At 30.8% G+C, this 22,035-nt stretch carries 19 protein-coding genes; 10 read left to right on the plus strand and 9 right to left on the minus strand.

Annotation, left to right across the window (positions count from 1 at the left end; all coding sequences use genetic code 11):
- Positions 1-182 precede the first annotated feature (182 nt).
- From rbr to BR82_RS0106715, 3 genes are all read right to left on the minus strand, one after another.
- The gene (rbr, locus tag BR82_RS0106705; RefSeq protein WP_034864345.1) at positions 183-767 is read right to left on the minus strand and encodes a rubrerythrin; all 585 of its coding nucleotides are present in this window, start codon (positions 765-767) and stop codon (positions 183-185) included.
- Between the two features lie 24 nt (positions 768-791).
- On the minus strand, positions 792-1,181 hold the full coding sequence (locus tag BR82_RS0106710) for a Fur family transcriptional regulator (RefSeq protein WP_024721268.1): 390 nt from the start codon (positions 1,179-1,181) through the stop codon (positions 792-794).
- A gap of 108 nt (positions 1,182-1,289) precedes the next feature.
- Complete coding sequence (locus tag BR82_RS0106715) at positions 1,290-2,204, minus strand: nucleoside recognition domain-containing protein (RefSeq protein ID WP_027089563.1); 915 nt, start codon at positions 2,202-2,204, stop codon at positions 1,290-1,292.
- Positions 2,205-2,328: 124 nt separating this feature from the next.
- Between BR82_RS0106715 and hflX the strand changes: the two genes are divergently transcribed.
- The 7 genes from hflX (at position 2,329) to BR82_RS0106750 (ending at position 12,187) form a co-directional block, all read left to right on the plus strand.
- The gene (hflX, locus tag BR82_RS0106720; RefSeq protein ID WP_027089564.1) at positions 2,329-3,555 is read left to right on the plus strand and encodes a GTPase HflX; all 1,227 of its coding nucleotides are present in this window, start codon (positions 2,329-2,331) and stop codon (positions 3,553-3,555) included.
- Between the two features lie 13 nt (positions 3,556-3,568).
- A complete protein-coding gene (locus BR82_RS0106725; RefSeq protein WP_024721270.1) occupies positions 3,569-3,754 on the plus strand; it encodes a hypothetical protein in 186 nt (61 codons plus the stop codon).
- A gap of 54 nt (positions 3,755-3,808) precedes the next feature.
- Positions 3,809-4,798: an ornithine carbamoyltransferase gene (gene argF / locus BR82_RS0106730; protein ID WP_027089565.1), complete on the plus strand. Its 990-nt coding sequence runs from the start codon at positions 3,809-3,811 to the stop codon at positions 4,796-4,798.
- 330 nt (positions 4,799-5,128) lie between these two features.
- Positions 5,129-5,872 carry a metallophosphoesterase gene (locus BR82_RS0106735; RefSeq protein ID WP_051409448.1) on the plus strand — a complete coding sequence of 248 codons (744 nt, stop codon included), beginning with the start codon at positions 5,129-5,131 and terminating at the stop codon, positions 5,870-5,872.
- 3 nt (positions 5,873-5,875) lie between these two features.
- The gene (locus tag BR82_RS0106740) at positions 5,876-6,694 is read left to right on the plus strand and encodes a MurR/RpiR family transcriptional regulator (RefSeq protein ID WP_027089566.1); all 819 of its coding nucleotides are present in this window, start codon (positions 5,876-5,878) and stop codon (positions 6,692-6,694) included.
- 308 nt (positions 6,695-7,002) lie between these two features.
- Positions 7,003-11,835, plus strand: coding sequence for an alpha-L-fucosidase (locus BR82_RS15340; RefSeq protein ID WP_051592773.1), 4,833 nt, complete (start codon positions 7,003-7,005; stop codon positions 11,833-11,835).
- Positions 11,836-11,935: 100 nt separating this feature from the next.
- Complete coding sequence (locus tag BR82_RS0106750) at positions 11,936-12,187, plus strand: DUF3781 domain-containing protein (RefSeq protein WP_027089567.1); 252 nt, start codon at positions 11,936-11,938, stop codon at positions 12,185-12,187.
- 71 nt (positions 12,188-12,258) lie between these two features.
- Here the strand turns inward: BR82_RS0106750 and BR82_RS0106755 are convergent, their stop codons facing one another.
- The 6 genes from BR82_RS0106755 to BR82_RS0106785 form a co-directional block, all read right to left on the minus strand.
- Positions 12,259-12,960: a C39 family peptidase gene (locus tag BR82_RS0106755; RefSeq protein ID WP_024721276.1), complete on the minus strand. Its 702-nt coding sequence runs from the start codon at positions 12,958-12,960 to the stop codon at positions 12,259-12,261.
- A gap of 113 nt (positions 12,961-13,073) precedes the next feature.
- A complete protein-coding gene (locus BR82_RS0106765) occupies positions 13,074-13,598 on the minus strand; it encodes a VanZ family protein (protein ID WP_027089568.1) in 525 nt (174 codons plus the stop codon).
- A 100-nt stretch (positions 13,599-13,698) separates the two neighbouring features.
- On the minus strand, positions 13,699-14,784 hold the full coding sequence (locus BR82_RS0106770; RefSeq protein WP_024721277.1) for a sensor histidine kinase: 1,086 nt from the start codon (positions 14,782-14,784) through the stop codon (positions 13,699-13,701).
- Positions 14,777-15,469 (minus strand): VanR-ABDEGLN family response regulator transcription factor, encoded by a 693-nt coding sequence (vanR, locus tag BR82_RS0106775; protein WP_027089569.1) that lies wholly within the window; start codon positions 15,467-15,469, stop codon positions 14,777-14,779. Before vanR ends, BR82_RS0106770 begins: the two co-directional genes overlap by 8 nt.
- A gap of 92 nt (positions 15,470-15,561) precedes the next feature.
- Positions 15,562-16,950, minus strand: coding sequence for an argininosuccinate lyase (gene argH / locus BR82_RS0106780; protein ID WP_027089570.1), 1,389 nt, complete (start codon positions 16,948-16,950; stop codon positions 15,562-15,564).
- Positions 16,951-16,990: 40 nt separating this feature from the next.
- Positions 16,991-18,202: an argininosuccinate synthase gene (locus BR82_RS0106785; RefSeq protein WP_024721280.1), complete on the minus strand. Its 1,212-nt coding sequence runs from the start codon at positions 18,200-18,202 to the stop codon at positions 16,991-16,993.
- Between the two features lie 160 nt (positions 18,203-18,362).
- Between BR82_RS0106785 and BR82_RS0106790 the strand changes: the two genes are divergently transcribed.
- From BR82_RS0106790 to BR82_RS0106800, 3 genes are all read left to right on the plus strand, one after another.
- Positions 18,363-19,472, plus strand: a complete 1,110-nt coding sequence (locus BR82_RS0106790; protein ID WP_027089571.1) for an AI-2E family transporter — start codon at positions 18,363-18,365, stop codon at positions 19,470-19,472.
- A gap of 144 nt (positions 19,473-19,616) precedes the next feature.
- A complete protein-coding gene (locus tag BR82_RS0106795) occupies positions 19,617-20,330 on the plus strand; it encodes an ABC transporter ATP-binding protein (RefSeq protein ID WP_024721284.1) in 714 nt (237 codons plus the stop codon).
- Positions 20,323-21,933: a hypothetical protein gene (locus BR82_RS0106800; RefSeq protein WP_027089572.1), complete on the plus strand. Its 1,611-nt coding sequence runs from the start codon at positions 20,323-20,325 to the stop codon at positions 21,931-21,933. Before BR82_RS0106795 ends, BR82_RS0106800 begins: the two co-directional genes overlap by 8 nt.
- The last annotated feature ends 102 nt before the right edge of the window (positions 21,934-22,035 follow it).

Consider the following 22,035-nt stretch of genomic DNA (forward strand, 5'->3'; position numbering starts at 1 on the left):
TAACATGATAAATGACAAAATTGTAAGATTATGTAATTTACTTCGATGGTTTTTCATTTATTACAGGTGTATGCTAAAAATACGAGGTGATAGCAATGAATAAAATCAAGGAATTACTAGAAATAATTGAATTTAGTATCGAATTATATTTTTCAAAATAAAAAGCCTTGATAGCAAGGCTTTTATCCTAAAAAGAAAGTATTTACTTCAAAATGAGCTTGAGGATGATCACATGCTGGACATCTTTCAGGTGCTTCTAAACCTTCATAAACAAATCCGCAGTTATTACATTTCCAAACTACAGGTGTTTCTCTTTTAAATGTTGTACCATTTTCTAAAGCTGCCAATAATTTTAAATATCTTTCTTCATGATGTTTTTCAGCAATTGCGATGCTGTCTAAAATAGCTGCAATATCTTCAAATCCTTCTTCACGTGCTGTTTTAGCAAAGCTTGGATACATTTCAGTGTATTCTTCATTTTCACCAGCTGCCGCAGCTTTTAAATTTTCAGCAGTATTTCCAAGTAATACAGGGAAGCTGCCATCTGTATATAAACTTTCACCAGCAAAATCTTTATTCATTAATTTCATTAATCTTTTGGCATGTTCTTTTTCCTGGTTAGCAGTTTCTAAGAAAATATTTTGAATTTGTACGTATCCTTCTTTTTTAGCGATTGATGCATAATAAGTGTAACGATTGCGTGCTTGACTTTCGCCAGCAAAAGCATGCATTAAGTTGTTTGCTGTTTTTGTTCCTTTAAGTGTCATAATTTGTTTTCCTCCATAAGTCTTTTAATTTTTAGTTTTTAAACAATTTTTACAAGTTCCACTGAAAACAAGGTCGATTTTTTCAATTTGATGTTCAGTTTCCTTTTGTACATCATTACTAATACGTTCATCATCATAAATAATATCAAATACTTGTTGACATTCTTTACAAATAAAATGATGGTGCGCTGAAAGATCAGCATCAAAGTGTACAGTAGTTTGACCCACATCCAATTTCCTTATTAATTTAGCTTCCGCTAAAAAATTCAAATTACGATACACTGTTCCTAAACTTAAACCAGGATTATCTTTTTTTAATTCTGTATAAATTGTTTCGGCAGTCGGATGATCACATCTGGCTTTTAGATTTTCATATATAAGTTCCCGTTGTTTTGAATATCTGGTTTTTGTCATATGCTTACTCCTTTTTATAATAGTAATGATTACTATTATAATATTATATTATTTTAAAACAGTCAACACTAATGATAATTATTCTTAATAAGACTAAATCAATAAATATCATAAAATAAATGTATATAAAACTAAACAGATCATAAATGAAAAAATACCATGATATAAACGGGCAATAAAATATTCTTTAAAACTATATTCGATGCCATACAATAAATTATCTGTTTGCATCATTACACTAATGCCACTAAAAGATAAATTAAAACATATTAAACTATAAACAAGCGGTGTATGCTTAAATTCTAATAACTGTAAACTGCCAGAACTAAATTCAAGAATACCTTGAATAATAGCGTTTATAAAACTGTCTTTAATAATATGTGATAAAGCATAACCAATAAATTGAAAAACTAACATGTAACCTAAAATAAAAATAAAAGCATAACAGGAGCTAAGAATACTTTGCTTTAAGGCTTCAACAAAGTTCAAATGGGGTTGTTTTAATTTAGTAAGTGATTCTTGAAGAGTTTGGAACTGATAATGTTGATGATAAAATAGGGCTTTAATAATACTAGGAAGTAAATGGCAAAAATAAATAATTGCGGGATTTTCTAAATTTAATGATACAAAGATAAAAGAAATTGATGCAAAAGAGGCAATGGAGAGTAGATGCTGTAATTCATTTTGATTAATGTAGTTTAGTTCATAAGCTTCTTTGATCATTTTAACATTTGTCGGGTAACCGCAAAAGAAAGAAATAAAGTATATTGAAGACATGATCGGTGATAATTTAAATAATGGTTTGAATATCCATTGAATTAAATAACTAAATAAATTTAGTAGACCAAGTGATAAGCATAGTGATATTAAAATCATAAAAGGTAAAAGCGAGGGAAGGAGATTATTAATAACTATTTTAATCACATTATTAGAAAGAGAAACAATTTGAAACATATTAAAAAAGGAAAATAAAGTAATAAATGCGACTAAAACTAAAGTAAAATAATAATTTAACTTTTTCATGTCTTCCTCCATTTCTATTATTATTTAAATACTATTGATTTTTAATAAACAACAAATTTCATTTTCAACATTTTCCTTCTAGTAATATTGAATAAGATAGGGTAAAATTAGATGAGGTGAAAAAATGGGTGCCTTAATTGTAGGTGTTAAATATAAAGAAATGAATTATGATTTGGATAATTCATTGATTGAATTAGAAGAATTATGTAAAGCGTGTAATATTCAGGTAGTTAAAAGATGTATTCAGAATTTAGATAGGATCAATCCATCATTGTATATTGGAACAGGAAAAGTACAAGAAATCAAAGCACAGTTAGATGGTATCGATATTGTTATTTTTAATGAAGAATTATCACCTTTACAAGTAAAAAATTTAACAGATATTTTAGATGTTGAGGTAACTGATCGTACAGATTTGATTTTGCGAATCTTTGAAGTAAGAGCTAAAAGCAAAGAATCTAAGCTACAAGTAGAAATAGCTAAAGGACAATACTTATTACCACGATTAGCTGGGATGAAAGAACATCTGTATAGTCAACAAGGTGGTTCGGGGTTTCGCGGTAGTGGTGAAAAGCAGTTAGAATTAGATCGAAGACTTATTTCTAATCAAATAGCGCAGGCTAAAAGACAATTAGCAAAAATTGTTAAACAGCGTCAGAATCAACGAAAAAGACGTAAGAATAATGAGATGAAAGTTATTGCTTTAGTTGGATATACTAATAGTGGCAAAAGTACCTTGATGAATGCTTTTTGTCTTAATAAAAACAAGCAGGTATTGCAAAAGGACATGTTATTTGCAACCTTGCAGACAGCTACTCGTAATGTGTTAATAAATAAACATGCCTGTTTACTTACAGATACAGTTGGTTTTATCGATCGTTTACCTCATCATTTGATTCAGGCTTTTCGTTCAACGCTTGAAGAAGTTGTTGAGGCTGATTTATTGATACATGTAGTTGATACTTCAAATCCTAATTATGAAGCTTATATTGAAACGACTAATCAAGTATTGAATGAATTGGGAGTAAAGGATACCCCGATGATTTATGCATATAATAAAGTTGATTTAAATAAATATGGTTTTATTGTACCGATAGAACCATATGTGTTTATTTCGGCTAAGGAGAGAATTGGATTAGATCAGTTAGAAACAGTTATCAGCAGTATCCTTTTTAAAGATTATGCAATTTATGATTTAAATATTCCTTATCAAGATGGTGAAGTATTTAAGTATTTACATCAACATAGTTTAGTGCTAGAATTTCAGTATTTAGAAGATAGTATTTATTTAAAAATAGAGATGCATCCTAGTCAAATAGCTAAATATAGTAAATACTTATTAAAAAATTGAAGGAGGTTTTATCATGGACGAAAAGAAATTATTTCGATTAGATTTAGCGATTGCTGTTGAGGCAAATTCAGCTAAAGAAGCGTTTGATATTTTAGTAACTGATGAAACATTAAAACAAGTTCGAGAATTAATAATTCAATCTAAAGACAATATTAAAGAAATGTTTGAAAAGGAAGAAAAACCGGCAGTAATCAATTAGTTGATTATTGCTTTTGTTTTTGTTAAAATCTATAGAATAAAGGGGGAATTAGAAATGAATCTACACGGAAGAAGTTTTTTAACACTTAAAGACTACTCAAAAGAAGAAATAAGATATTTGCTGGATCTTGCTCACAAATTAAAAGCAGACAAGAAAAAAGGAATTTTAGGTAATCGTCTAGCCGGAAAAAATATTGTTTTGTTATTTGAAAAAACATCAACAAGAACTAGATGTGCTTTTGAAGTAGCAGCATTAGATGAAGGTGGACACGTAACTTTTTTATCTAACTCACAAATGGGAAAAAAAGAATCAATTGAAGATACAGCTAAAGTATTAGGAAGAATGTATGATGGAATTGAATTTAGAGGTTTTGAACAAAGTACTGTAGAAGCATTGCGTGATTATTCTGGCGTACCAGTATGGAATGGCTTAACAGATGTTGATCATCCAACCCAAACATTGGCAGACTTTTTAACGATCGAAGAACATTTAGACAAACCTTTAAATGAAGTGAAGTTTGTCTTTACAGGTGATATCCGTAATAATGTTTGTTATGGTTTAATGTATGGAGCTGCTAAAATGGGAATGCATTTTGTGGCTTTAGGACCAGATGAATTAAAAATGGATCCTGAAGTAGTTGCTTATTGCAAGGAAGAGGCAGCTAAATCTGGTGGAAGTTTAACAATTACTAGCAATGTTGATGAAGCTGTTAAAGATGCTGATGTCATCTATACTGATATTTGGGTATCAATGGGGGAAGCCGAAGAGCTTTATCCAAAACGAGTAAAGCTTTTATCACCATATAAAGTAACACAAGAGATGATGGCTAAAACAGGTAATCCAAAAACTTTATTTATGCATTGTTTACCTTCGTTCCATGATTTTGAAACGACTGTGGCAAAAGAAAAATATGAACAAGGTATTGATATTCGTGAAGTAGAAGATGAAGTATTTAGAAGTGCTAATTCAGTTGTTTTTGATGAAGCTGAAAATAGAATGCATACAATTAAAGCAGTAATGGTTGCAACTTTAGGAAAAGAGTAAACGAAGCAATGCTTCGTTTATTTTTATAAAAAGATAAATCTTAGGTAAAAATGATAAGTTTGAAATTGGAATAAATCTCGTGAAAAAGGATTTTGAGTATGCTAATATTTTGATATGCTTATGATAAAAGACTCTTATTGAGCTGACTAGCTATAAAGGGATAAGATTTTATGTATAAAAAGCAAATGGGTTTATGATCAAAATTATAATTAGGGAAAATGTTAAAAGAGCTAAAAATGTGGTTATAAATGTGGTTATATCTGATAAGATAAGAAAATAATCAAAAATTTTGGCTTTGTTTATGTTATTATATTTGTGGGTGGTGAAATAATGAGACGTGTTTATGTCATAAGTGATCTACATGGTTATTATGATTTGTTTATTAAATTATTAGAAAAAATCTCATTTAGTGAATTTGATTTATTATATATAATTGGTGATGTATGTGATCGAGGACCAGATAGTTTAAAGATCTTATTTTATATTCAAGAACATGATAATATAATTTTAATTAAAGGAAATCATGAATATATGATGCAAGAGGCATTGTATTATGGGGTTTATTATGATGATATTGATTATCCTTCAAAAGCCTTTAAATTGTGGATTGCTAATGGCGGAAATACAACGATGGAGAATATTCGCGAGTATCTTCAAAAAGATAAATTAAAACATGAGGATTATCGGGTGGTTAGAAGTGCATTTTTAAAGAATTTATATGAATATTTAAACAATTTACCAGAATATTTAGAAATAGAAGTTAATAATCAAAGTTATGTTTTAGTCCATGCAGGAATTGACGTAAAACGTCCTTTAGATAAGCAGGATCTAGATACTTTGCTTTGGATCAGGGAAGGATTTTATTTACAACGTGGTGATTTGACTAAAATTTATATTTTTGGACATACACCAACGGCATTATTAAATAAGGATTATAGTTTTAATATCTGGCTTGATGAAGTTCATCATAATAAGATTGGAATTGATGGTGGTTTAGCTTGTGGAACAGTTGGACAATTAAATTGTTTATGTTTGAATGATGGTCAAATTACAGTGATTCATAAGGGAGGATAAGTGATGCGAAGTGCTTTTTATAATTTAGTTAATTTTATTAATACAGCTAATATTAATGACGTTTATGCAAATGCCGCAAGGATGATCTTACGGAATATTTATTTGATTCCTCAAAGTACGATAACTGATGTTGCTGATTTTTGTTTTGTTTCAACAGCGACGATTTCTAGATTATGTCGAAAACTTAACTATGAATCTTTTGCTGATTTTAAATTGGATATTACAATGAATCTTAATTATTTTAATCGTGATGCTCTAAGACTGCAGTTTGATCATCAATTACCGCAGCGGAAATATTTACATAAAGGTAAAGAAGTATTTAAAGCACACTTTGAAAATATCATTGATAATTTACGAGCAACTTACGATAATATCGATTATGAAGATCTAGAGTTTATTGTTGATAAGATCCATAGTGCTAATAAAATTTGTTTCGCAGGCAATTTTTTTACGCAGTCTGTTTCCATGCAGCTACAGATCGAACTTTCTTATTTAGGAAAAGAATGTAGCGGGATGTATCCTTTATCGCAGCAGCTTTTAGTAATTGAACAGTTAACGAAAAATGATGTGATTATTGTATCGAGTATTGCTGGTGGTTTTATGATCGATCATCCTGATGTGATGCGTGCGATTTCTAAATCTCCAGCTTATAAAATTGTAATAACGCAATTAGATGAGTTTGTATATAGTAATTCAGTAGATATGATTTTACAAGTAGGAACAGATCACCAGTCTTTGATTGGTAAGTTTTCTATTACGTATATTTTTGAGGTATTGGAAGCACTGTATCATCTTAAATATGGGACTAAGGATCTTAAGTAGAATATAGATAAATTAAATGATGAAACTATTATGTGAATTAGTTATCATCATTTTTTATTATTAAATTAAAAAAGACAAAAAATATATTTAAAAAACTAAATACGTTTTTATATAAATAAGATACGATAAATTTATGAAACCGTTTACATCACATGATCAAGTAATATACTATTTTTATTGTGTTTAAGTAAAACGGTTTTGTTAATAAATAGAATTTAAAACGAGGAGGCGATAAATAAAATAATAAGACGAATTTTAATTAAAAAGATAATTATGGGAAAAGAATATTAAATGAAAGGATAAAAATGATGAAGTTAAGTAAAATAGCGTTATCACTAACGATGATCATGACTCTGGTACCGGGAATAAACCATATAAATGCAGCTGAAAGTTATATTAGTGATAGTGATTTATCAACTATGCAGGTGGCAGCTCCAGAACCTTGGGGAGTTACTCCGACAAATGAGCAGTATCGTTATCAAAAAGAAGAATTAGCAGGTTTTGTTCACTTTGGACCTAATACTTTCAATGAAATTGAATGGGGAGAAAATTATGGGAATAAAACCCCAGACGAAATATTTAAATTAGAAAATGATTTTGATGCCGAGACATTGGTAAAAGCATTTAAAGATGCTGGATTTAAGAAGATCATTGTAACTGCTAAACATCATGACGGTTTTTGTATTTGGAATAGTCAATATACAGATTATGATGTTGCAAATACAAGCTATAAAAATGGTAACGGTGATATCTTGGCAGAAATTTCAGCAGTTTGTACAAAATATGATATTGATATGGGATTGTATTTATCACCATGGGATATTCATGATTCTAGTTATGGTTATTATGATGAAAATGGTAATGCGACAACTGAAGAAAATGATGTGTTAGATTATAATGACTATTATGTAAATCAGTTAAATGAAATTTTAGGAAATGATAAATATGGTAATAATGGTCATTTTACAGAAATTTGGATGGATGGCGCTAAAGGAAGTGGTGCCAATGCCCAAAAATATGATTTTAAACGTTGGTATGAGACGATTCAAACACAAGAAGGATTAGAAGCTGGCTTTGATAGTGAATGCATGATTTTCCAATGTGGTGCTAATACGACAGTTCGCTGGATTGGAAATGAAAATGGTTTTGCTTCAAAAAATACCTGGTCAAAATCAAATGTTGATATCGAAGCTGATACATGTGATGATAATGTCCAGGGAAGTTATTCATTGGGATATGAAAATGGCAATAAATGGACAGTACCTGAAGCTGATGCGCGGATTACATCAGGATGGTTCTGGGGGACAAGAAAGAATACCCCTAAAAGTCTTGCCGATTTAGGAAATATGTATTTTAATTCAGTTGGTCATAATGCACCATTGTTATTAAATGTACCACCAAACTCAGATGGAACAGTTGATCAGGCAATATTAGATAGATTAGCTGAATTTGGGAAAAATATTGAAGAAACATTTAATAATAATTTAGCAGCTTCAACAAATGCCTCAGTAAAAGCCTCAAGTGTGCGTGGTGACGACATTACCTATGGTCCAGGAAATGTCATTGATGGAAATGATGAAACATATTGGACGGTTGATGATGGGATACAAGAAGGTACTCTGTTAATAGATTTAGGTTCAACAAAATCATTTGATGTTGTTTCTATCGAAGAAGCCATTCAGTTTGGTCAAAGTATCAATGAATATAAAGTTGAATATCGTAATGGCGAAAATAGCGAATGGAAAGTCATGGATGAAGGGGAAACGATCGGAGCTAAAAGATTAGTCCGGACAGCAACTGTAAGAGCTGATCAGATTCGAATTACAGTCGATACAAACAAAAGCGATGCGGTGCCGATCATCAGTGAAGTAGGTGTATATAAAGCTAGCGAAGGATTTGAGCTAGCGGGTATGGCTCCTGAAGGAATGGATGTTATTGATATTGAGGATACTGATATTTCAGATGGAATGGGTTATACATTTAATGGTACATGGTATAAAGAAAATATTACAACTTGTATTAATGGGACAAACCGTTATGCTAATGCGGGGGCATCCTTAACCCTTACATTTACAGGCAGCAAAGTTTATCTGATGGGTACAAAGGATCCAAATCATGGTACTGCTACTATTACAATAGATGGTGGTGAAGCAGAAAAAATAGATACAAATGCTAGTTCACGGGCAACTGGACAAATAATTTATGCTTCAAAAGATTTAGAAGATGGCGAACATACTTTAACATTAAGTGTAGATTCAAAAGCGATTGGAATCGAAGCTGCATATGTTATTAACAATGGTGGCAAAGGTATGATTGGATTAGAAGAATCTAGTTATACAATGAATGAAAATGAGAGAATCAATGTTAAAATAGTTCGGGTTGGTGGCAACAAAGGGACAATAACTGCAAAATTACAACCTAATCCAGGAAGTGCGATTCAAGATGATTTTAATACTGAACTGATTACTAATATCGTAATGGAAGATGGTGTTAATGAAACTTATGCTCCTGTAGAAACAAGAAGAAATACTAATGCAACAGGTGATCGAGTATTTAGTGTCGAATTAACAGAACCAAGTAGTGGTTTGATTTTAGGATTTAATGATAAAGCAAATATTACTATTAAAGATACTGAAACGAGTTCTTTAGAAACATTGAATATGCTTCTTGAATCAGGAAAACAAAAGATTGAAGACTGGTATATATCAGGTTGGGTACAGTTTAAAGCTGCATTGATATATGCACAAGAAATTGCTGAAAAATCAGATGCTGCTATTTCTGAAATTGAAAAAGCAATTGAGGATCTAAGAATTGCTGAAAATGGATTAGTTAAAAGAGAAAAATATACTCAAGAAGATCCTTTTGTTTTCCCTTGGCAAAAAGAGACATCAGCAGTACTTGAAGCTGAATTTGCAAGTGAGATCATCAATGATCCAAGCAATGATAATGGCTGGCCTTGTGTCGTTACTGAAGGTTCATGGGCAAGTAATGGAAAATTTATTGATGCTATCAATCATGGTGATGTCGTTAAATATAATTATAATGCGATAAAAGCTGGAATATATCATGTAAAAGCATATTATCGAAGTGGATCAACGACAAATGCTTTAGCATGGTCAGAAGAAAGCGGAAAAATAGAAAGTGGCAGTGTGTCAGCTGGAGCTAGCAGTACAGCAGCAACGCATATTGCAGAATTTGACTTAAATGTAAAAGAAGCTGGTAATGGGGTATTAGTATTTACAGGACCAGCGGGCAGATCACCACAGCTTGATAAATTAGTTTTTACGCCTGGTGATATTGAATTGAGTACATATAATATTGAAGCAATTGCCAGTGCTGGTGGTACAATTAGTGACGAAGGTATAACTGAGGTTACTGAAGGTGATAGTAAAACATATAATATTATTGCTGATGAAGGATATGAAATCAAAGATGTTCTTGTAGATGGCAAATCTGTCGGTATAGTTGATTCTTATACTTTTGAAAATATTGGTGCAAACGCTAAAATTGAAGTAATATTTGTATTTAGTAAATATACAGAGAATAATCCATTTGTTTTCCCTGAAGGAAACGATACGATAGTTCTTGAAGCTGAATATGCAAGCGAGATCATCAACGATCCAAGCAATGATAATGGCTGGCCTTGTGTCGTTACTGAAGGTTCATGGGCAAGTAATGGAAAATTTATTGATGCTATCAATCATGGTGATGTCGTTAAATATAATTATAATGCGATAAAAGCTGGAATATATCATGTAAAAGCATATTATCGAAGTGGATCAACGACAAATGCTTTAGCATGGTCAGAAGAAAGCGGAAAAATAGAAAGTGGCAGTGTGTCAGCTGGAGCTAGCAGTACAGCAGCAACACATATTGCAGAATTTGACTTAAATGTAAAAGAAGCTGGTAAGGGAATATTAGTGTTTACAGGACCAGCAGGCAGATCACCACAGCTTGATAAATTTGAAATCGTATATGTCGAAATTTTAGATAAAGCAGGATTGAATGAGGCAATCATTGTTGCTGAAAATTTAAACGAAGCTGATTATACGACAGAAAGCTGGACTGTAATGCAAAATGCTTTAACAAATGCAAAAATTGTTGTAGCTAAAGAAGATGTGACTCAAGAAGAAATTGATATTGCAGCAGCAAATTTAAATGCAGCTATAGAAGCTTTAGTTGAAAAAGTAATTGAAACAGATAAATTAGCTTTACAAATTGCTATTGAAATGGCTGAAGATGTAAATTTAGAATATGTCTTACCAGTTGTAGTAACAGAATTTAATGAGGCTTTAGAAAATGCTAAAGAAGTATATGATAATACTAAAGCTACACAAGTTGAAGTAAATAACGCTTTCGATCGACTAGCGAATGCTATGCATATGTTAGAATTCTTTAAAGGTGATAAAACAGCATTACAAAAACAAGTAGATATGATCAATGGTTTAGAAGCAGATAAATACATTGAATCTAGATGGAATGCAATGTTATCAGCGTTAGATAAAGCAAATGATGTACTAGGTAACGAGAATGCAATGCAGGAAGAAATAGATGAAGCGTATATAGAATTGGTAAAAGCTTTCTTAGACTTAAGATTAAAACCAAATAAGGATTTACTAAGTGCTTTGATCAATAAAGTAAATGGATTAAATGAGGCAAATTATACAGTAGCATCATGGGAAGTAATGAATGAAGCATTAAATGATGCAATAGTAGTATTAGAAGATCCAGATGCGACACAAATAGAAGTAGATGCAGCATATGAGGCATTGATAAGAGCATACTTAAACTTAAGATTGATTCCAAATAAGGACCTATTACAAGGGTTGATCAATAAAGCAAACAGCTTAAATGCAGCAAGTTATAGTGCTGAATCATGGAATGTATTACAAGAAACATTAAACAATGTACAGGCAGTGTTAAATAATTCTGAAGCAAGTCAAGAGCAGGTTGATAATGCTAAAGATACTTTAACTAAGGCAATGGCCGGATTAGAAGTAATTGAAGCAGGTAATCCAGTCAAAGTTGGAGATTCAACAGTAAGTATTAAAACAGGTGATGATACTTTAACTGGAGTATTTGCGGGATTAGGATTAATAAGTATGGTTACGGTTTTAGTAAGCAAACGAAAAGAAGATTAATGAAGTGAAGTCAACTTAAGATAGTATCTTAGGTTGACTTTTATTATGGGATGAAATATATTATGTCATAATAAATCGAAATTTATAGGAGGATAAAATAATGGAAGATAGAAAAATATTGTTAGATAATATTGATAAAATTCATACGACGGAAATGGGAATTGAGAGAATTAAAAGAAATTTAAAAATAGATCAAATTGATGTAGTTGAATATTGTAAAAATAAAGTTTTGAAAGAAACTTGTAATATTTATAGACAAGGTAAAAACTGGTACTGTGAAGTTGATAATCTTAAAATAACGATTAATTCATCTAGTTATACGATTATTACAGCGCACATAATAAATAATTAGTTGAATTGTAGTATTTTATGAAAAGAATAAAAAACACAGCAGATTTTAAATGCTGTGTTGTTGAAATTTTATTATATAAGAGAGTATGACCACATCGCTTTTATTTGTGATGCAAGTCTTTCATATGTCCATGAACGTTGACTGTTTTCCTTATTGTTGGGGTCATTGAGATAGAATTCACCATCAATAGTTTTAGTTATTACTAGAAAATGCCCGGTTGTTGTAAAATCACCTGGTTTAACACTACAGATAATGGGATTTCCTTGATTTAGTTGATTGATCATAGAATTTTTGTCCAAGGGAACGGCTGAGGCTTTTAAATTAAAAGCTTGACATCCTTTTTCCATAAAAGTCCAGGTTGTTTTACTGCCTTCTAAATAACCATTTTCACTAGCGTATTTAGCAACAAAACGAGGATTGTAATCAGTATTGCCAGTAAGACCGACAGCTACCATCGCGATACAGGTAGGACCACAGCCAGCAGTTCCGATGATTTCATCACCATAGGGAGTATATGCCCAGCGCTTATCCCACTGGATAAATAAGGGGATCTTATCATTGATTTCTAAAGTGATCGGATCGTCGTTTTCTTCGCTTTGATAATTTGTTTTTAATTCTATTGCCTGAGGGTTATTTTTGACAAATTCTTCGATATATTGAGGGCAATCATTGTTATTATCATATAAGAAATGAGGAACTATCTGAATACCTAGATAGCCAATTGCTAGAACAAGAATAAAGCAAATAAATGCAGGTGCTTTTTTTAATTTCATAATGTCATTGAATAGTATTTAATAGCAATTGAAAAGATGGCAATTGCTCCAAGAATGATAACGATGATTGCTTTTTCTTTAATAGATAATTTTTCCATAATTTTAGCTCCTTTTTATAGTATAAATGATGGTAATAGAACAGGATAGAACTCATGAAGTGAAAGATAACCAATCATGCCAAAACTAACGAGAAATATTGCTGAAGGTAATTTACTACGTTTTTTGTGAGTAATTAAATGGTATATGACTAAACCGATAATACCACCTAAAGTGTTTAGAAAAATATCATCAACATCAAAAACTCCCCATCCTGTTGCTAATTGAATTAATTCAAATGATAGACTAGTTATAAAGTTTGTAAAAATAACATTACTGTAAGTAAGGGATTTAAAATAATTTAATAAAATAATACTTAGAGGAATAAATAATGCAATATTTCCTAAAATATTAATCAATAAAGTTTGGCTTAATCCATGATCATAATACTGGTTAATAAAATCAAATAATATAAAATTTATTTTATAACCTTGATTAGTAAAACCATTTTTAAGTAAAATGATCTTAATTAACATCCAAAAATAAATCAGAGAACAAAACCCCAGGACAAAATTGGATAGATGTGGTTTTTTTAATGCCATAAATATTACCTCCAATCTAAAAACCTATTCTATATTGTTATCATAACAAGATAAAATAGGTTATGTATTGACATTTACTAAAGAAATTCTTACAAATTTCTTACAATGGTAATTTAACTGTAAAGATAATTAATTTATTATTTAAATCAGCACGAATTGTCCCGTGATGAAGTTCGATGATCTTTTTAGTTATCGCTAGCCCTAATCCAGAACCACCGGTCTTACTACTTCGTGATTCGTCTAAACGGACAAAGGGTTCAAAAATATGATTTAATTTATTCTTATCAACAAAATTAACAGAATTTGATAATTTTATGATAATATGATCATTTTCTTTTTTAGCACTAATATTAATTTTTGAATCTTTATCGCTATAATTGATGGCGTTACGAATAAGATTATCAAAAACACGTTCAAATTGGTTTATATCGATCGATACAATTAAGTTATCTTCGATCTCGTTAACACATTCAAGATTTTTTTCTCGATATAAAGGCATGAATTCATATGATATTTGCGCTAGCATGATTGATAAATTTACTTGCTGTTTATCTAACGTGATATCGCTTAAATTATATTTAGCGATCAAAAAGAATTCTTCGATCAGTTCTTCTAAACGAAGCGATTTATCATAAGCAATTTTTGTATAATTGCTTTTTTCTTCTAAAGATAAATTAGTTTGGCTTTTTAATAAATCTAAATAGCCAATAATTGATGTTAAAGGTGTTTTTAAATCGTGAGCTAAATACAACAATAAATCATTTCTTTGCTTTTCAGCCTGTTTAATAGCAGCTCTGTTTTTTAATGAATCTTTTTTGATTTGATTCATTTGATCCTCTATTTCTTTAAGTTCAAAAGGAAGACTGATTAATCGCTCGCTATCTTCTACAAGTATTTTTCCCGCTTCTAACATCTTTTCGATATACTGTAAGGATTCTCGGTATCGAAGCCAAAAAATAATGATAGTATCAAGAGCAATAAGACTGATCGATATAGCTGGTAAGTTATCTTTGATCAATTGAGCCAACTGATAAACCAGATCATATTCTTGCCAAACATATTGATGATAGACTTCATAAGAATAAACAAATAGGATAATAAAAGTAATGATCGATATCCCAATTGTAACAGCTATTTTTTTTAAAAGATTAGCCGTTAAACTTTTTTTGAAATGAGAATTATTCAATTGTATAACCCACTCCCCAAACAGTTTTGATAAATTTAGGTTTACGAGCATTTTCGTGCATTTTTTCTCGCAATCTAGCTACATGGGCCATGACGGTATTATTGTTGTCGAGATATTTTTCCTGCCAAACAGCTTCAAATAATTCTTCTGATGTTACCACACTGCCTTTTTTACTACATAAATACCATAAAATTGAGAATTCTAAAGGAGTAAGATTTAAAGGCTGATCGTATAAAGTACATTTATGATTGTCATTATTGATCATTAGACCATTGAAATCGTATATTTGCTGGTTAGGTGTTGTTTCACTAGTATTATAACGAAGATAGCGTCTTAATTGGGTTTTGACATGCGCAGCTAACTCTAAAGGATTAAAGGGTTTAGTTATATAGTCATCAGCTCCCAATGTTAAACCATTGATCTTATCAAGATCATTATTTTTTGCTGTCAACATGATCACGGGGAAAAAATAATCTTTACGAATTTCTTTTAATAAACTAAAACCATCAAGATCTGGCATCATCACATCTAAAATGGCAAGATCATAGTGATTTTTTTGTAAACTGTCCAAAGCATCCTGCCCGTGATAGTATTTAAAAACATGATAATTTTCGTTTTGTAAATATAATTCAACTAAATCAGCAATTGATTGTTCATCATCAACTACTAAGATATTGTAAGCCATAATATCACCTCACTTTTCATCTTAGCCTATTTTGTTTAAAAAGACAAATTTATCGTGTTTTTTTAAGAAAATTGTAAGAAAAAAGGGTTAAATTATTTTAACCCCATGCTATTATTTAAATATTTATCATTTAAAGCGATTACTTCTTTCATTGCTTTAATACCAGGAGCACCAATCGTATTACGCTTATTTACACATGTTTCAACATTGATTGCTTCATAAATATCTTCATCAAAAACATCACAAATAGCTTTAAATTCAGCAATACTTAAATCATCTAAATCTTTATTTTGATCAATTGCATAAAGAACTAGACGTCCGATGATTCCATGAGCATCTCTAAATGGTACGCCTTTATTGACAAGATAATCAGCAGCGTCAGTAGCATTAGTAAAACCACCAGTTGCTGATTTACGCATTTTTGTTTTATTAAAAGTTGTTGATTTCAACATATCATTTAATAATTGTAAACAGCCTTTAGTAGTCGTTAAAGCATCGAAAACAAGTTCTTTATCTTCTTGCATATCTTTATTATAAGCTAATGGAATACCTTTCATGGTTGTAAGCAGACTAGTTAAAGCGCCATAAACTCTACCGGTCTTACCTCTAATTAATTCCGCAATATCAGGATTTTTCTTTTGTGGCATGATTGATGACCCAGTTGAAAAAGTATCATCTAATTCCACAAATTGGTATTCATTAGTATTCCAAATAATAATTTCTTCGCTGATTCTTGACATATGCATCATCATGGTAGCCATAGCACTTAATAATTCAATTAAATAATCACGATCACTAACACCATCGATACTGTTTAAACAAGGACCATCAAACCCTAATAATTCAGCAGTGTAATTACGATCTAACGGATAAGTTGTTCCTGCTAAAGCTCCAGAACCTAATGGGCATATATTCATTCGATCATAGATATCTTCAAGACGGCTGCTATCGCGTTTAAACATTTCAAAATAGGCACCAAGATGATGAGCTAAAGTAATTGGTTGTGCTTTTTGTAAATGTGTAAAGCCTGGCATGATCGTATCTAAATGTTCTTTCATAAGATCATTGATCGTTGTTAAAAGATTGTGAACCAATGTATTTAACATTACAACCTGATCACGAGTATACAAACGCATGTCTAAAGCAACCTGGTCATTTCTACTTCTACCAGTATGTAATTTTTTACCTGTATCGCCAATTCGGTCGATCAAGGTAGATTCGACAAAGCTATGGATATCTTCTTGTGAATTATCGATTTCAAGTTTTCCACTTTCGATATCTGCTAAGATCTGCTTTAAAGCAGTTTCGATCTGGTTACCTTCTTCTTTAGTTAAGATGCCTTGTTTAGCTAACATTTTTACATGAGCAATACTTCCTTGAATATCTTGTTGATAAAAAGTTTGATCAAATTCAATCGATGCATTAAAATCATAGACTAATTGATTAGTTGGTTTGGTAAATCTGCCACCCCATAAATTCATTTTCTTACCTCCTGTATAATAAAAGGGCTAAAGCCCTTTTTTATTTTTTATTATTTAATTTCATTGCTCTAACTTTAGTTGAAAGACCATATAAAGTAATGAATCCTTCAGCATCATGATGATCATATAAATCACCTGTTGCAAAGCTAGCAATATCTTCATCATATAAAGAATATGGAGAAGTTGTACCTTCTTTGATAATATTTCCCTTATATAATCTAAACTTAGTAGTACCGCTAACAACTTCTTGAGTTTTATCAACAAAAGCAGTTAAAGCTTCACGTAATGGTGAGAACCATTTAGCAGCATATACTAATTCAGCAAATTCCACAGAAACTAAACGTTTATATTTTAAAGTTTCACGATCTAATACTAATTCTTCTAACTGACGATGAGCTTCCATTAAAATAGTACCACCTGGTGTTTCATACACACCACGTGATTTCATTCCTACAACACGGTTTTCAACGATATCAACGATTCCGATACCATGTCTACCACCAAGTTCATTCAATTCTTCAAGAATAGCAGTTAAAGGCATTTCTTTTCCATTTAACTTAACAGGAACACCTTTTTCCCATTCGATTTGAACATGTTCAGCTTTATCAGGTGCTTTTTCTGGTGCTGTTGATAAAACTAATAAATGATCATAATTTGGTGTGTTTTCAGGATTTTCAAGTTCTAGTCCTTCATGTGAAATATGCCAAATATTACGATCACGTGAATAACTAGAATCTGCAGAGAATGGTAAATTAATTCCATGAGCTTTACAATATTCGATTTCAGATTCTCTTGAATCCATCGTCCATTTAGGATCACGCCAAGCAGCAATGATCTTTAAATCAGGAGCTAATGCTTTGATTCCTAGTTCAAAACGAATTTGATCATTACCTTTACCAGTTGCTCCATGACATATTGCAGTCGCACCTTCTTGACGCGCTACATCAACTAATACTTTAGCAATCAATGGTCTTGCAGTAGCAGTACCTAATAAATATTTATATTCAAATACAGCATCAGCCTGGACAGTTGGAATAATATAATCTTTAACATATTCATCAACGACATTTTTTATGTAAAGTTTAGTTGCACCACATGCTTTTGCACGTTCTTCTAAGCCATCTAACTCATCAGCTTGTCCAACATCGATACAGCAGCAAATAACTTCATAATCATAATTTTCTTTTAACCAAGGAATAATAGCAGTAGTATCAAGTCCCCCGGAATAAGCAAGAACAACTTTTTCTTTCATCATTTAATCCCCCTTATAATAACTATTAAATTATCATTATCATAAACTATAGAAAAAATAATTGCAATATTTTATCGCAATTATGCGATAATTTTATTGGATGTTCATATTTGAGCAACAGTAATAAAATAAAGTATACAGTATAAATAGGGGGATCTTTATGAGTGAAAATAAGCTGGATTATCAAAAAATCTTAAAAATAGTCTTAATTGCGATAATTTGTTATTGGGGACTTAATAATTATGAAATAATTTTTGCGACCTTTAATAACTTATTATCAGTAATCATGCCTTTTATTATTGGCTTTATCATTGCTTTTATTTTAAATGTTTTAATGATCAGAGTTGAAAAATTACTAAAAATGTTTTTTAAGGGAAAATGGTTTGATCGTTGTAAAAGAATTATAAGCATTATTTTATCGATGTTAATATTGATTGGGGTTTTAACATTAATAATAAATCTTGTTATTCCTGAAATATCTAGTGCGATAAAGCTGATTGTCAAAAGTTTACCAGAAGTATTTGAAGATCTGCAGCAATGGAGTAAAAGCAATGGTGGAATCTCACCACGGTTAGAAGAATTATTAAATAACATTGATTTGAACGCAATTACAAAAGAATTTAGTAATGCTTTAAAAGTGGGATTTACAGGAGTCTTAGGGTCAACAGTTGATATTCTTTCAATCCTAATGAGCAGCATTGTTAATGTGGTTGTAGGATTTGTGTTTGCCTTTTATATTTTAATGAGCAAAGAGACATTAAAACGACAATCTCATAAATTAATAAAGACGTATCTACCTGCAAAAGTTTCTGCAAAATTAGTTAAGATTGCGAGATTATCACGAACAACTTTTACGAATTTTATTATTGGTCAGACGATTGAAGCAATCATCTTAGGCTCTTTATGTGCAATTGGAATGAAGATACTAGGATTCCCGTATGCTCCAATGGTAGGAACTTTAGTTGGAATAACTGCATTTGTACCAATTGTCGGTGCTTTTATTGGCGGAGGAATCGGTGCGTTTATGATCATGACGGTCGATCCGATGCAGGCAGTATTTTTTATCATTTATTTAGTTGTTTTACAGCAGCTTGAAGGTGATTTGATTTATCCAAGAGTTGTGGGATCATCAGTTGGTCTTCCATCGATTTGGGTTTTGTTTGCCGTTACTGTTGGTGGTGGTTTATGGGGAATTGTTGGCGTTTTATTTAGTGTTCCAGTCTTATCGGTAATCTATGCTTTAATAAAGGAACATGTAAATTCAGTTTAAAAGATTTGTTTTATCCTGTAATTATTTTACAGGATATTTTTTGGATTTAAATAATTATAAAATATCTTGCAATTATATGGATATAGAGCTACTATAATAATATAAATAATAAAAATAATTTATTTATGAAACGAGGAGATCAAAATGTTAAGAATTGAAAATCTAACGAAAACTTTTGGAAGTAAAAAGGCAGTAGATGATTTATCACTGCATATAGAAAGGGGACAGATTTACGGTTTTATTGGTCATAATGGGGCTGGAAAAACAACAACTTTAAAATCTATTGTAGGTATTATGGAATTTGACCAGGGAGATATTTATATTGATGGTAAATCAATTAAGAAAGATCCTCTTGCTTGCAAAGCGATTATGGCGTATATTCCTGATAATCCTGATTTATATGAATATTTGACTGGTATTAAGTATTTAAATTTTATTAGTGATGTTTATGGTATTAGTCAAGAAGATCGTAAGATGAAAATAAAAAAATATGGGGATATGTTTGAGTTGAGTGACTCTTTGGGAGAACCGATCAGTGCATACTCACATGGAATGAAACAAAAATTAGCGATTATTTCAGCTTTGATCCATGATCCTAAATTAATTATTATGGATGAGCCTTTTGTCGGTTTGGATCCTAAAGCATCACATTTATTAAAAGGTTTGATGAAAGAAATATGTGATCAAGGTGGGGCGATTTTCTTTTCTACTCATGTTTTGGAAGTTGCTGAAAAGCTTTGTAATAAAATTGCGATTATTAAAGCAGGTAAACTTGTCATATCTGGAAATACTCAAGAAGTCATTGGAAATGAATCTTTAGAAGATGTATTTTTAGAATTGGAGGATGAAAATGCTTAGATCATTAATTAAGATTCGATTACAGGGAATCTTTATGCGTTCAATGAAAGGTAGTAAAAAACAAAAAATTACTGCTGGTAAAATAGTTTTGATGTTATTTATCCTGGCTTATATAGCACTTATATTTGGAACGATGTTTGGTTATATGTTTGATCAGATTTTAAAACCTTTTACAATGATCGGCTTTGAATGGCTATATTTTGGAATCATGGCAGTTTTGGTTGTTTTATTGTGTTTCATTGGCAGTGTTTTTACGACACAACAAGAAATATATGGGGCTAAGGATAATGAACTGCTCTTAGCGATGCCGATCAAAACAAAAGATATTTTACTTAGTCGGATCTTTGTAGTTTTGATTATTAATTATGTTTATGAAGCTTTAGTGGCTTTACCGTGTTTTATTGTTTATTTTGGTCAAACACCTTTTGATATTATTAAATTATTGTTTTTTATCATCGTTATTATTACTTTACCCTTATTGGCATTGACTTTATCATGTATCTTTGGCTGGCTGATGGCAATGATCATGAAAAAAATTAGAAATAAAACGATTATTACAATGATCATTTCCTTAGGTTTTTTAGGATTATATTTCTATGTAATCAATAAATTACCAGATTATTTAATCTCATTGATTGCTAATGGGAAAACTATCGGTGAAGCAATTAGAAATACTTTATTTCCAATTTATCATTTGTCAATTGCAATTAGTAAAACAAATGCAGTTAGTCTAATATTATATTTACTTTGTGTCTTATTACCATTTGCATTAGTGATTTATTTACTTTCAAAGAATTTTATTAGTATTGCAACAAGTAAACCGATATCTAAAAAAGTTAAACTAAAAGATTCTGATATTAAAACATCTAATCAAAAAATGGCATTATTTAAGCGGGAATTAAAACATTTTACCTCTAATCCAATGGTAATGTTGAATGCTGCTTTAGGAATTGCTTTTACGGTTGTATTAGCTGGAGCACTGCTTATTAAAGGAACAGAATTATTAGATATGTTAGAGGTTATTCCAGGACAATATAGAAGTATGATAAATGAGTTTATTGTTCCTTTGTTATCGATTGCCGTTATTGCCACAAGTTCTATGAATATAATTAGCGCAGCTTTAATTTCTTTAGAAGGGAATCGTTTATGGATCATTAAATCACTACCAATCAAAACAAAAGATATTCTAGAAAGTAAGGTAGCATTACATTTAGCTTTATGTATTCCCCCAGGTTTATTATTTTCAATTATTGGAAGTATCGTCTTTTCATTAAATATTATTGATTGTTTAATTGTGATAATTGTCCCTGTTGTTTTTACGATCTTTGAAGCGTTATTTGGTTTGTTAGTGAACTTATGGAAACCAAAGTTTGATTGGGTCAATGAAACAGTTGTTGTAAAGCAAAGTGCTTCAATTATGATAACGTTATTTTCAACAATGGCTTTAGTAATCTTGATAGGTATTTGTTATATTGGTTTCTTTAGTGATTTTATGAGTGCTAAAATGTATGTAAATATGCTATTAGTTATATTTATTATTATTGATTTGGGTCTTTATTATTTATTAAATACATGGGGAATTAGAAGGTTTGAAGAGTTATAAGCTAGAATTCAATTCTAGCTTTTTTATCGTCAAAAACAATGATTTAAGATTTTTTTAATATACATATTTAAGCTGCTGTTTTATAATAAAGAGGGAGGGTAG

This window comes from Thomasclavelia saccharogumia DSM 17460 (assembly GCF_000686665.1).
GTDB lineage: Bacteria > Bacillota_I > Bacilli_A > Erysipelotrichales > Coprobacillaceae > Thomasclavelia > Thomasclavelia saccharogumia.